11 protein-coding genes and 2 pseudogenes are annotated in these 12,510 nt (G+C 36.9%); 9 read left to right on the forward strand and 4 right to left on the reverse strand.

All coding sequences use genetic code 11. The features are described from left to right. Positions 1 to 17: 17 nt before the first annotated feature. From ACHABW_RS24530 to ACHABW_RS24540, 3 genes and pseudogenes are all read right to left on the reverse strand, one after another. Positions 18 to 915 (reverse strand): annotated as a pseudogene (locus ACHABW_RS24530) (IS1380 family transposase). A gap of 358 nt (positions 916 to 1,273) precedes the next feature. After that, the gene (locus ACHABW_RS24535; protein ID WP_435759496.1) at positions 1,274 to 1,669 is read right to left on the reverse strand and encodes a hypothetical protein; all 396 of its coding nucleotides are present in this window, start codon (positions 1,667 to 1,669) and stop codon (positions 1,274 to 1,276) included. Between the two features lie 262 nt (positions 1,670 to 1,931). Then, on the reverse strand, positions 1,932 to 2,690 hold the full coding sequence (locus tag ACHABW_RS24540; RefSeq protein WP_435759498.1) for an IclR family transcriptional regulator: 759 nt from the start codon (positions 2,688 to 2,690) through the stop codon (positions 1,932 to 1,934). Positions 2,691 to 2,921: 231 nt separating this feature from the next. Between ACHABW_RS24540 and ACHABW_RS24545 the strand changes: the two genes are divergently transcribed. The 8 genes from ACHABW_RS24545 to ACHABW_RS24580 all read left to right on the forward strand — a co-directional run bounded on the left by ACHABW_RS24545 (position 2,922) and on the right by ACHABW_RS24580 (position 10,361). Beyond that, positions 2,922 to 3,176, forward strand: a complete 255-nt coding sequence (locus ACHABW_RS24545) for a YciI family protein (protein ID WP_435759500.1) — start codon at positions 2,922 to 2,924, stop codon at positions 3,174 to 3,176. Between the two features lie 42 nt (positions 3,177 to 3,218). After that, positions 3,219 to 4,163 (forward strand): fumarylacetoacetate hydrolase family protein, encoded by a 945-nt coding sequence (locus tag ACHABW_RS24550; RefSeq protein ID WP_435759502.1) that lies wholly within the window; start codon positions 3,219 to 3,221, stop codon positions 4,161 to 4,163. A gap of 2 nt (positions 4,164 to 4,165) precedes the next feature. Then, complete coding sequence (locus ACHABW_RS24555; protein WP_435759504.1) at positions 4,166 to 4,666, forward strand: DinB family protein; 501 nt, start codon at positions 4,166 to 4,168, stop codon at positions 4,664 to 4,666. Between the two features lie 41 nt (positions 4,667 to 4,707). Next, entirely contained in the window at positions 4,708 to 5,820 is a 1,113-nt protein-coding gene (locus ACHABW_RS24560; RefSeq protein ID WP_435759516.1) for a cupin domain-containing protein, read from the forward strand. A gap of 67 nt (positions 5,821 to 5,887) precedes the next feature. Beyond that, positions 5,888 to 7,090, forward strand: coding sequence for an FAD-dependent monooxygenase (locus ACHABW_RS24565; RefSeq protein ID WP_435759506.1), 1,203 nt, complete (start codon positions 5,888 to 5,890; stop codon positions 7,088 to 7,090). A gap of 257 nt (positions 7,091 to 7,347) precedes the next feature. Next, complete coding sequence (locus ACHABW_RS24570; protein WP_435759508.1) at positions 7,348 to 8,391, forward strand: TRAP transporter substrate-binding protein; 1,044 nt, start codon at positions 7,348 to 7,350, stop codon at positions 8,389 to 8,391. 193 nt (positions 8,392 to 8,584) lie between these two features. Beyond that, entirely contained in the window at positions 8,585 to 9,079 is a 495-nt protein-coding gene (locus tag ACHABW_RS24575) for a TRAP transporter small permease (RefSeq protein WP_435759510.1), read from the forward strand. Position 9,080: 1 nt separating this feature from the next. Further along, positions 9,081 to 10,361, forward strand: coding sequence for a TRAP transporter large permease (locus ACHABW_RS24580; RefSeq protein WP_435759512.1), 1,281 nt, complete (start codon positions 9,081 to 9,083; stop codon positions 10,359 to 10,361). A gap of 603 nt (positions 10,362 to 10,964) precedes the next feature. Here the strand turns inward: ACHABW_RS24580 and ACHABW_RS24585 are convergent. Continuing rightward, complete coding sequence (locus tag ACHABW_RS24585; protein WP_435759514.1) at positions 10,965 to 11,330, reverse strand: transposase; 366 nt, start codon at positions 11,328 to 11,330, stop codon at positions 10,965 to 10,967. Between ACHABW_RS24585 and ACHABW_RS24590 the strand changes: the two are divergent. Next, positions 11,329 to 11,532 (forward strand): annotated as a pseudogene (locus ACHABW_RS24590) (transposase); the annotation flags it as partial. The gene ACHABW_RS24585 and the pseudogene ACHABW_RS24590 sit on opposite strands and share 2 nt — an antisense overlap. Positions 11,533 to 12,510: the final 978 nt, after the last annotated feature.

Here is a 12,510-nt window from a genome sequence, read left to right on the forward strand (position 1 = left end):
AGCGGGTTTTTCAAGTTTCACAACGACCCTTCGGGACGGTTCCAAGAAGCCGCTTTATAAGAGAACTCTTTATAAAACACATAAGGAGCTGCCGAATGAATCGTGGCACGTTCTCTTAATTGGCTTTCTAATTCTTGGGCTTTGGTCGTTAGTTTTTTATTGGCTTTTAAGCGGATCGCATAGGTGGTTTCATGTTCTTCACATAACTCGTAAAGCCTGGGAACGGCAAATCCGCTGTCTCCGCGAATCGTCAACGTTGCCCAAGGATAGGTCTTCTTATAGTGACTGATCGCAGGACCGACAAAACCGACGACATTACGGGAGGTGTATACATTTCCAGCGCGAAGGAGCCCTTTTAAACAATCGCCAGTTATCCCATCAAACAAGAAAAGTGGATGGAAACCATGGGACTGATAATGAGCATTGAAATTGTGGCCATACTGATTTCCACATGTCGTGAAATTCGCAGAATCTAGGTCAAACACAAAATGGTCGCTTGGTTTGATCTCTTGAACGCAAGTCAATCAGATCATCATTGGTGTTTTGAACTTGTTTCATCGTCTCTTTATCAAATTTCTGGTTCAGCCTTGAAAAGGTTGGTTGTGACGCTAATCTTTCTTTATCTAAGAGCGTCGTTAACAAAGGTTCGTTGGATAACTCGTCGGCATGATCGTCCGTGTGATGACCAGCAATATGTTGATAGACTTTTTGAATCATGACATCCTCATTTTGATGGGTATGATGGTTAACGGGATCATTAATGGAGACATTCTTTTTTATCGTTTCGCTCAGACCAATTTTCTCATCAAACTCTTTGTATAATAGCAAGCCAGCATCTGAGGTAAGGTTGCCACCTTCGAAATTGACTTTGATCCTTTTATTGAACTTTAGGTTTTTTTCAGCTACACTTTTCATTATGGAGCTCCTTTCTTTAGTGATTTGTGTCGTTACTTATACACTATCAAAAAAGGAGCTCCTTTTTCTATGATTTTTTCACTCATAGGGTGAAAAAATTAAAAGGTCGTAAGACCATATGAGACAACCGATTCACTAATTTTAAAATGGTTTTATGAATAATCTAGGTATTAATATTTTAATAACGTATGCGTTAATTTATTAGTACCGCTTCTAATAGATACCGAAAATTTGCGAAATACTATTATCTAAAAAGAAGTCGGAGTACAAGAACTCCGATTAATGTCAAACTTATTCTTGTGTAACTCTTAATCTATAAAATTAAAAAAGCTTCCGTGACAGCGGGTTAAGGAAAAAACTAAGTTGCTACAAGCATTTCTTTCGATTTGATAACAGTAACCCAATACTCAATAGGAGAGATGAAATTCTGAAGATTCGTTAATGATTTATTACTTGATAGCGTATTGACTAATAAATAAACGGATTTGTGATGTAAGTCATTTACGAATAAATCTAACAAGGTTGCTTTCATGTTCATGATATCATCATAATCCTGTGTAACAGATAGCACTAACTCCAAATGGGGCAAACATTTTTCCAAAGGACCGTTAAGCATTTGGAGTTCTTCCATTGTGGTGCAACTAGTTGATAATTTGTTGATACTGTCTACAAATTGATTATATTGCTCACTACTATCTCTTTTAATCTTTTCAGCTAAAATGTCAGCTAAGATGGAGTTCGGTAGATTGTTCACTAATGGTGCACCCCTTTCACTATATTTATAATCATTATAAATCTTTTCGTTAGAACTTTCAAACAATAAAAAGAAAAGTTCTTCTAACATAGAGTGATATGCAAAATGCCAATGAAATATAGTGAAAGTAATTCAGATTCAAAGTTATCAGTATAACTTGTCCAGGTTAATAGAATGTTATAACGATCAGTTTTAGAATTAACCATAAGATAAAGTTAGAAAAAAGCAGGTAAACAAGTGTTAACACTTGTTTACCTGCTTTTTATTTTGGATTGTATCCAAAGTTTCTAGATATTTCTAGTGACTTATTAATTAAATAACGACTTAATTCCTCCAGTGGTTTTGTTGGAACAAAACCTTCAAAGCCAACAACGGTAACAGCCCCAAGTAATTCGGCACTGTAATTGAGGATGGGAATAGATGTCGACGAAACAGATGGTGCTAACGGTTCTTTTGCGAAGGATATTTTATTTTTCTTAATCGATTGAAGTTCTTGTTCGCTCATATTCAAATATTCAGATCCAGCGTGTTCTTTCGATAACCATTTACTTGTGGCAAAAGAATCGTGGAAGACACTAAAAATTTTCCCGGAAGATGAAGATGGTGGAAGTAATGAACCTGTTTGGGCACCAATATTTAAGGATTGATTAGAGTTCCAAATTTTAGCGATGACGGGACCGTCATAAGTCCAGACAGCGAATATGACGGAGCAATTTGAATGCTGGGTAATTTCCTGTAAATAAGGAGTAACCCTTGTTATGATATCCTCTTGACCGATAGCGGCCATTCCGTATTGGATCAATTTACTGCCGAGATGGTACATTCCTGTAGTTTTATCTCGGTACAGTATTTCTAATAGTGTTAGCGTATTTAAATATTTATATAGGTTGCTTTTTGTTATTTTAGTAGATTCCTGAATGTCGGAGAATCTTAAGGGGGTTCCTGTTGCAACGATTAAATCAATAATTTTCATGCCCACCTGTAACGATTGAATCGTTGACCCGGGTTTAACGGTTTCCATTTATATAAGTCTCCCTAATTTATAATTTATTTAAGTATAGCAGACTTTTTGAAGAATATTCAAACTATGAATCTCTAGTTCATTTTAATTAAAAGTTGCGGGAATTAAGTTTATTAAATATTAAAAGTATTAGAAATACCTTGACTATTTTTTGAAAAGTACTGTAATATGAATCTTATTAGTGAACATTGGTTACTATTAGTGGAAAATAGATAAGTTAGGGGGGATAAAATGAATACTTATATCGTGTGGATTGAAAGAAAAGAAAATTTTACTGGAAATGCAATTCCTGGTCATCGTGAGTTTCTAAAAGGATTAAAAAAAAGTGATAAATTGATCCTTGCGGGAGGATTCCTAGATCAAACTGGTGGTGCGTACGTATTAAAAGCATTATCTATTGTAAAGGCGAAGGAAATCGTTTCAGCTGACCCGATGAACCAGAATGATGAGTGTATTTATAACGTTAAAGAATGGAATGTTGTTTAGAAATCATTTGACAAAAATCACTATATGAAAAGAGGAATAGATATGAAATTAGTTACTTATAGTTACAACGGGTTTACGCGTATCGGAGCAGTTACAGCAGATAAAGAAGTGGTTGACTTAAACTACGCCTATCAAGCTTTACTTGAAAGCCAAGGGAAATTTCGTTCGGAAATAATTGCTGAAGCATTTTTACCAGCAAATATGGAAGGATTCTTGCAAGGTGGAATTGAAAGCCTTTCCATTGCTAAGGAAGTTATCGAGTTTGCAATAAATAACCGAGATGCTTATAAACACACACTAGTACATGAATTTGAAAACGTGAAAATCGAAGCGCCAGTACAGAAGCCTGGAAAAATTATTTGTGTGGGTCACAACTACCGTGAGCATATTGAAGAAATGGGTCGTGAGCTTCCACTTTTCCCAGTCGTTTTCGCTAAATTTGCTAATACCGTTATTGGACCACAGGATGATATCCCGTTCTTCCAAATTTCTGAGCAGCTGGATTATGAAGCAGAATTTGCTTTTGTTGTCGGTAAAAGAGCTCGAAACGTATCCCAAGAAGATGCTCTTGACTACGTAGCTGGTTATACCATTGCAAATGATGTGACTTACCGCGATATTCAACGCCGTACACTTGAGTGGTTACAAGGTAAAACAGTAGAAGGAAGTGCACCAATGGGACCTTGGTTGGTGACATCTGATGAATTAACAGACCCATCTGGCCTCGGTGTTCGCTTAACAGTAAACGGCGAAGAACGTCAAAAAACAAACACAGAAAACTTTGTTTTTGACGTGAAATATCTTGTGGAATTCTTATCAAATCTAATGACTTTAGAACCAGGTGACATTGTTCTTACAGGTACTCCAGGCGGCGTAGGAGTTGCCCGTGATCCACAACTCTTCTTGAAAGATGGAGATATTGTGAGAATTGAAATTGATAAAATTGGTGAACTTGAAAATAAAGTAACAAGAGTGGAGGATAAATAATCATGACAAATACTGCAAAAACAATAGATGTTTCAATTCAATCCATCCAAGGATCAATTAATAAAATTCTTGTTCTCACAAAAGGTCAATCCGAGGAAACGATTCGTTTAAAACCGACTGAAGAGGAATGGTCCATTCTTCAAATTCTTGCACATCTTGTTGAAGCGATTCCTTACTGGTTAAATGAAGTCCAAAGGGTCGTATCTGTTCCTGGTTCTGAATGGGGAAGAGGCTTACAGGCTCCTGAAAGACTTGAAGCTGTAAACGATACAGGGAAATTATCACTGGCAAAAGTGGTTGTAGAGGTGGAAGCATTAAAAGAGAAAATAGAGGTTGGTCTTTCTGGCCTTGATGAAGAAAAACTTGCGAAAGAATCTCCTCACCGTAATTTTGCAAAGTTTGGCAATAAACCAGTTTCGTTTATAATCGATCATTTCATTGAAGAACACCTCAATGGACATTACGACCAAATTAAACGCAACCTTTTAAAACTAGATAAATAACAACCTATTAATCAAAAAGATTCTAAAAGGTGGGGTATATGTTGGGTGATAAGCATGCTTATATGGAAGATCAAGATGTTAAGGACTTTACGAGAGATATTCAAGGATATAATCTTGGACCACTTTGGGAAGCAATTCCAGCATTAATGAATAAGACCCCGGAGCCACATGCTCAGGCATATCTTTGGACCGATGAATTGATGAAGAAGAAATTGAATGAAGCAGCACAAATCTTCACTCCAGATCGGGGAGGAGAGCGCCGGGCAATTTATTTTCAAAACCCTGGATTGACATACCGTCAACCATGGGGCTGGGCTTCTACTACACAAACCCTATATGCGGCTGTACAGTTGCTATTACCGGGTGAAGTTGCACCTTCACACCGCCATTCACAAAGTGCACTTCGTTTCATTACAGATGGTGAAGGTGCATACACGATAGTTGAAGGTGAACGTATCTTCATGCAAGAAGGAGACTTCTTGGTCACTCCAAAAAACCTGTGGCATGGACATGGTCATGTTGGCGATAAGCCGATGATGTGGATGGATGCTCTTGATATCCCAACAATTTATTCAATTGGTGGTACATTTTTTGAACCATATCCAGATAAAATTGAAACGCCAAAACGTCCTGATAATTTCTCAGAGCAACGTTATAGCGGTGGAATGGTTCGCCCTATTAGTGACCGCCATTCTGCAGTGGCACCGCTCGCCAATTATAAGTGGAAACGAACGGAAGATGCAATTGCAGGTCTAATGAAATTTGAACCAGACCCATACGAAGGGTATGCCGTTGAATATATTAATCCATCCAATGGTCAAACAGCCAATCCTACAATGGGGGCGTGGATGCAAAAAATTCCTAAGGGCTTTCATTCGAAGGCTCATCGCCATACACACTCAGTAATATATCAGGTACATCAAGGTTCAGGCTACACAGTCATTAATGGTGTTCGCTTCGACTGGAAAAAAGGAGATTATTTCGTGATTCCAAACTGGGCTTGGCATGAGCATATAGCTTCTGAAGATTCCTATCTATTCTCAGTAAACGATTTACCGATAATGGAAAAATTTAATTTAGAACAAGGTCAAGCTTTGGATTTAAACAATGGAAATCAAAAAGTGTCGAGTGAATTCAAACCATTTATTGGATAACTTAGGAACAATCCAATAAATTAAATCGAATGCAATACAAGCTTAAATAACAAGAGGGGGAATTTAGATGAACAACACAGTAGCAAATCCATTGATCGTTATTGGTGCAGGTATTGGAGGATTAGCAGCAGCTCTTGGAATTGCAGAAACGAAAAAATACGTTAAGGTTTTGGAACAAGCACCTGAATTTGGAGAAGTTGGTGCAGGGATTCAATTAGCTGCAAACGCCACCAATATTTTACAACGTTTAGGCGTAATGGATAAAATTAATGATATCGCTGTTTTTCCTAAGAGACTTGTCATAATGGACGCATTTAGTGGTGAGGAACTATCTTCTTTAGATCTTGGTGATGTGTATAAAGAAAAATATGGAGCACCATATGTCGTGCTCCACCGTACAGATCTACACAAAGCTCTTCTTGAAGTCTGTGAAGAAAACCCATACGTTGAATTGGTAACCAATCAGGAGATTATAACGACTGAAGAAAAAGACGGTGGTGTATCGGTAACAGCGGCCAACGGTGATGTACACCAAGGAAGTGGTGTTGTTGGATCCGATGGAATATGGTCAAAAGTACGCAATTTGTTCAGTGATGACACACCAAATTGTTCTGAATATGTAGCGTACCGTGGCGCGATTCCAATTGAAGAAGTGAAATCATCTGTTGGTAACATGGACGATGTCTATATGTGGATTGGACCAAATTTACACCTTGTCCAATATCCAGTTCGTCGTGGTGAGCTTTACAATCAAGTAGTTGTTTTCAAAAGTAAACAATACACACCGGAAATCGAATTTACGGATGAGTGGGGTACATCGGAAGAGTTAGACGAAGTCTTTACAGGTACTTGTGAACTCGTTCAAAATGCAATTTCATTCATCTCTCGTCAACGTCGCTGGCCTATGTATGATCGTGATCCAATCACTAACTGGACACAGGGAAAAATTACGCTTCTAGGTGACTCCGCTCACCCGATGCTACAGTATTTGGCTCAAGGTGCTTGTCAAGCACTTGAGGACGCTGGTTATTTAGCAGATATGCTACATACGCATGGTGACAATGTTGAACAAGCGTTCTTAGACTATCAAGAAGAGAGAATTCCACGTACGACTTATATACAAGGAGCTGCTAGAACATGGGGGGAAATTATTCATAATACGACTAATGAAGGCATTCTATTGCGTAATGTCATAATGAAGAACCGTACTTCTCAAGATTTTCAATTTATTGACCAGTTCCATGGTTACAATAAAACCTTAACACGTTAATTACTTATCTAAGTCTTGTTTTTAAGGATATTAATTATTAAACTCCCAAATGGACTAACTTTAAAAAGTAGAATGAAAGATTTTATTGAGCTCTGGTTTAATGTCAAAATTATTGACTGACTATTTAGTATTGTGAGTTAATATTATATTATTAGTGTATTTAGTTTACTAGTTATGGAAAAAATAAATGATAGCGCTTACTAACTGGATGGTAAGTAATGCAATCACTTAAAAGATTATATGGGGGAGGAACAAAAATGAATTTTAGTAGAATAGGTAAGTGGTTTACATTTTTGCTAACGGTTGTATCTGCACTGGTAGTACTTGTTGCATGTGGTGGGAGTGAAAGTGCAGAGGTAAGTGGTAAAGCTAGTAATAGTGATGGTGGTAATACCTACAAATTTAAAGTCTCACACGTCGTACAAGAATCACATGTCTGGCATAAAACAGCAGTAAAATTTGGTGAGGAGCTTGACAGTCTATCGGATGGAAGAATGTCACTGGAAATCTATCCGGCTGCTCAACTTGGTCTTGAGCAAGATATGGTGCAACAATTGGTAGCAGGAACAATCGACTTTGGTTTTCTTACGAATGCTTATATGAGTACACGGGAAATATCATTAAACTCGTGGTTCATGCCATTTTTATTTGATGACTTGGAAGCAGGAACTAAAATGAGAGATTCCGAGGAAACAAAGGCGATGCTCGAAGAACTAGGGTCACAAGGATTGTTAGGACTAGATGTTGCATTTGCAGGAAATCGACATATTTTAATGAAAGATGGATTCATAGATTCTCCAAAGGATTTAACAGGTAAGAAGGTAAGAATTATCGGTAGCCCATCAATCCAAAGCTTTTGGGAAAAAACCGGAGCAGGACCAACAGCAATGCCACTCCCTGAAGTGTATACATCGTTACAAACAGGAGTTATTGACGGCATGGACATTGATCTAGATGCACTTGTGACAGAAAAGTATTATGAAAACGCAAAATATTTATCATTGACTAATCATATGACATTCCCGACGATTATCGTGATGAGCCAAGTGGTTTACGATAAACTCTCTGAAGAGGATCAGGAAATAGTAAAAACTGCTATGACTAATGCTGTTGATTGGGGCGTAAAAGAAGCTATTTCAAGAGAGAAAAGCAATCTAGAAGAACTTAAAAATCAAGGTGTAGAAGTGAAAGTAATGGAAGATACTTCACCATTTGATGTGATCTCTGAAGAAGTGATAAAAGAATATACAGACCAGTCTGAAATCATTAAAAACTTTATAGAAACTGCAAAAGAAAAATAGCCTATATCTGATACGAATTAATTATGGCCACCCACTTAAAGGTAAATGCCATAGTTTGAGTTTGGATATGGAGTATAGAAGAGTCTTTTGGAAAGATTAAACCCTTCCCAAATTTCTACTAAAGGTCTCCATCTAATTTTTTTGGTTACCATCCATATTTAGAATCAAAATTCACAAAAAGGTGGGGAAAACTTTGAAAATAATTTTTAAGTTAAGTGATTGGGTTTTTACTATAGAGAAAGTCATGGCAGTTATTTTTGGCATCACTATATTAGTTTCTCTTTCCGGGGGTGTTCTCTATCGGTATGTGCTAAGCTCTCCTTTAATATGGTCTGATGAAATGGCCATTTTTTCACTGGCCTGGCTTACCTTTATCGGAGGTAGCATGGGTATAAAGCGAAATTCATCACCTTCCATTACGATACTTACAGATTTTTTGAATGGGAAACTAAAGAAAGTTGTGTTAGTTTTGGGCTTTCTTATCATGGTGCTTTTTATCGGGTACATTTTATATTTATCGATAAACTGGTTGAGTTCCCCTAATATATTAATTCAAAAATCGAGTTCTATGCAAATGCCAAAGATATGGGCGTACTTATGCATTCCTATAAGCTTTACATTTATGTTGATCCATTCATTAGATTTGCTTGTTAAAGGTTTAAGTTCTGCTGATGGGGAGGCGATTTAAAATGGTAATTGCGTTACTACTCTTTGTCGTTTTATTATTACTTCGTATCCCTATTGCATTTGTTCTAGGAATGACTACTGTTATTTACATATTTGTAACAAGTAGCATGGGACTAATGGTGATCCTACCTCAAAAACTTTATTCGAGTATGGAAAACTATGGACTACTTGCAATACCCCTATTTATGTTAGCTGGAGAATTGATGAATTCGGGAGGAATCACAAAAAGGCTAATCAATTTTGCCCAAATCTTTGTAGGTCATTTTAAAGGGGGATTAGCCTATGTTAATGTCATCTCAAATATGCTTCTGGCTTCTATCATTGGATCAGCTACCGCACAAATAGCTACGATGAGCCGAACGATGGTTCCCTCAATGGAAAAAGAAGGATACTCTCGAGAGTTCAGTGCTGCAACTACTGCAGCTGCAGGACTATTAGGACCAATTATTCCACCTAGTATGCTTTTTATCATATATGGTGTTGGGTCGGGTGTATCAATAGGCTCAATGTTTATTGCAGGTGTATTACCAGGAATCCTTCTGGCACTAGCATTCTTTTTACTAATCGCTTTTATCGGAATGAAGGAAAGTTGGCCTACACGTAAAAGGGCAACTGCCAGTGAAATAGCTATTTCTTTTGTTCAAGTGATACCCGCTTTACTCGTACCGATTATCATTATCGCTGGTATTTTAAGCGGTGTGTTCACGGCTACTGAGTCCGCAGCAATTGCATGTATAGTGGCGTTGATAGTTGGATTCTTTTTTTATAAAGAACTTGATTTGAGTAAGGTACCAAGCATCATGGTAAACACAGCGACTACTACTGCAATTATTACACTTTTAATTGCAATGGCAAACTTATTCGGGTGGATGCTTTCGTTTGAGTTGGTTCCACAAAATATTGCGGAATGGATGGTACTATTTACAGATAATCCCTTAGTATTTCTTCTGCTTGTAAATATTTTTCTTCTAATATTAGGAATGTTTATGGATGGAATAGCAGCTTTGATTATACTTGTTCCGATTTTTGCTCCACTGTTATTAAACTATGGAATTGATCCAATTCACTTCGGTGTAATAATTTGTATAAACTTAACAATTGGGTTATTGACTCCTCCGGTTGGCGCAGGACTTTATGTTGCTTCTTCTATTGCGGATGTATCCTTGGGCGCTTTAACAAAGGCCATATGGCCTTTCCTAATAGTCTCTTTCGTAGTACTGGCACTTCTTACTTATGTGCCGGCACTTACTTTATGGTTACCTTCTATGTTCAAAATGGGGTAGTTTACAGCTTATTAATACCTTTTGGTATTCTGATATTCTTATATTAGTTAATGTTCTTGTAGGATTAGTTACCATTCATCGTGTTAAAATTCAAGAAAAAGGGTGCAAATCATATAGTGATTTGCACCCTTTTTGGTTTGATTTTTTATTATTTAAGTCGTTTGCTCTAAACAAAACAGAACTTGAAATATTTACAGTTTCATCCCACTGTAAATATTTCAAGTCACAACAAAATGAGCATATCCTTTTCCTTCTATTATGTTTTTAAAGGTATCATTCCCTAGTTTTATATGCCATCCACTAGGGTCTATTTGTGAACAGAAAATAGGTGATCTAAGAGACCCTTGCATAAAATCAATTCATTACTAAATCCGCCCACCATTTTTGATACATGTATGTGAAACATTCGTAACCCAAGTATATCAATAGCTTCATAGCGTATCGGTAGGGTTTACTCTATTGGGACGATCAATCTAACCTGGTTTCCATGAAGATTTACTTTCAAGAAAATATCGGATGATATTCCTAGAATGCATTATAGTACACTTCTACAGCACCTATTTTAGTTTAATAATCGTATAAAAATAGTCATTCTCCTGTATTTTATAAACAGGCCATGCCACATCTTTTCGTTGTCCCCGTACGATGGTCTTCATACCAAAATCTAACGGTTTGTCCGTCATAAGATGTGATTCGATACTCATCTTCCTCTGGTCTCGCTAAGTAACGCCCAATATATTTTGCGGCCCCTTTCGCATATTTCATTTTTGTCTCAGCGTCGACATAGAAACCGCCCGGATATCTTTGATATAAATCATTTATCAGCTCTTCAGCTTGATCATTACGAGGAAACCACTTCTTCTGATCAAGCACGAGTTTTTGCCAAGATGAATAGGTTACACTTGATTGGACAATTTGGTTAAGGTCAATTAGACTTGGATCAAATAAAAACCTAGGAGAATCAAACATGACCAAACGAGTGAGAAGAAGCTTTTCAAAAGAATTTAAAGAACAAATAGTCCAGCTTCATGGAGCTGGAAAACCCAGAAGTGAGATTCTCAAAGAATATGAGCTAACGCCATCTGCCTTTGACAAGTGGGTTCGTCAACACTCGGAGAGCGGATCTTTTGAAGAGAAAGATAATCGCACTCCTGAACAGGAAGAGTTAATCGTCGCACATCCGTTGAGCGATCAAATAAACGGGAAAAAGTTGACTATCACTTGGAATCGGGTCGACATCGCTCAACAAAAATGTGGTACATCAGAACATACGGTATCATGATGTGTCAACACATCGATGCTTGGTATAGCCATCGAGGCAATACGTTAGATCTCGAAGAACGATTTTACGATCATACGGCTTAATTAACTTTTATCATTTTTTAGAAATTAAATAGCTAAGGTTTATTTGTCATGCCTATCTTTGAAAGAGCTATGAAAATAACACCAACCGCCAATAAAAAGAGTCATTCCCAGTAAAATTCTTACAATTACTCAATAATCGTCTGTTTTATGCCGAGAGGAGAGGCTATTTAAGCTAATTTTATTTATATGTTTATGTTCTATTACTGATTGTCTTAAAACCTAATTCTTTGTATATTCTACAAAAAGGATGTTAGTAATAGGTTTACTATTCATTTCGGATTAACTAAAAGACATAGTCCCAATAGAGTACACTCTATTGGGATTGGTTTTATTTATTGAATCTTTTAAGTTATATTGGTATTATAGGGTCCAAATTCATAAAATACCAAAAGTGGTTAGGGTACGAAAAAAGACTTTTTAACCCTTGGTCTCATTGATCACATATAGAAAAAAGCTCATCAGCTTAGTAACGATACGACGAATTCTCCAGTATATAATAAAAAGCAAATCCCATCTCAGGAATTGCTCTTATTTTTAGTGTAGTTGCTAGCGAAAAGGTACAGCATCAATCAAACAATTCATATAATTTAATTGGTGCTATACCCTTTCTTAAGCACTTGGCTTATTCAACTGGCCAACAAGGATCCCCGCAAAGTATGATAATATAAAGTATGAAATTATAGAAAAGTAAATTTATTGGCTTAAAAATTAAATTAATGTGAAATTCAACGTATGAGGCAAGGGACGGTTCTCTGCTTCATTTTAATATAAAAAGGATCTTCAA

The organism is Salipaludibacillus sp. CF4.18, from assembly GCF_051262595.1.
In the GTDB taxonomy this organism is placed as follows: Bacteria; Bacillota; Bacilli; order Bacillales; family Salisediminibacteriaceae; genus Salipaludibacillus; species Salipaludibacillus neizhouensis.

What these genes read in the sequence shown, in the direction of transcription:
- ACHABW_RS24540 (WP_435759498.1), bottom strand. Translation starts at nt 2,690, where the DNA reads ATGGAAACCGTTAAACCCGGGTCAACGATTCAATCGTTACAGGTGGGC.
- ACHABW_RS24580 (WP_435759512.1), top strand. Translation starts at nt 9,081, where the DNA reads ATGGTAATTGCGTTACTACTCTTTGTCGTTTTATTATTACTTCGTATC.
- ACHABW_RS24585 (WP_435759514.1), bottom strand. Translation starts at nt 11,330, where the DNA reads ATGTTTGATTCTCCTAGGTTTTTATTTGATCCAAGTCTAATTGACCTT.
- ACHABW_RS24570 (WP_435759508.1), top strand. Translation starts at nt 7,348, where the DNA reads ATGAATTTTAGTAGAATAGGTAAGTGGTTTACATTTTTGCTAACGGTT.
- ACHABW_RS24555 (WP_435759504.1), top strand. Translation starts at nt 4,166, where the DNA reads ATGACAAATACTGCAAAAACAATAGATGTTTCAATTCAATCCATCCAA.
- ACHABW_RS24550 (WP_435759502.1), top strand. Translation starts at nt 3,219, where the DNA reads ATGAAATTAGTTACTTATAGTTACAACGGGTTTACGCGTATCGGAGCA.
- ACHABW_RS24545 (WP_435759500.1), top strand. Translation starts at nt 2,922, where the DNA reads ATGAATACTTATATCGTGTGGATTGAAAGAAAAGAAAATTTTACTGGA.
- ACHABW_RS24565 (WP_435759506.1), top strand. Translation starts at nt 5,888, where the DNA reads ATGAACAACACAGTAGCAAATCCATTGATCGTTATTGGTGCAGGTATT.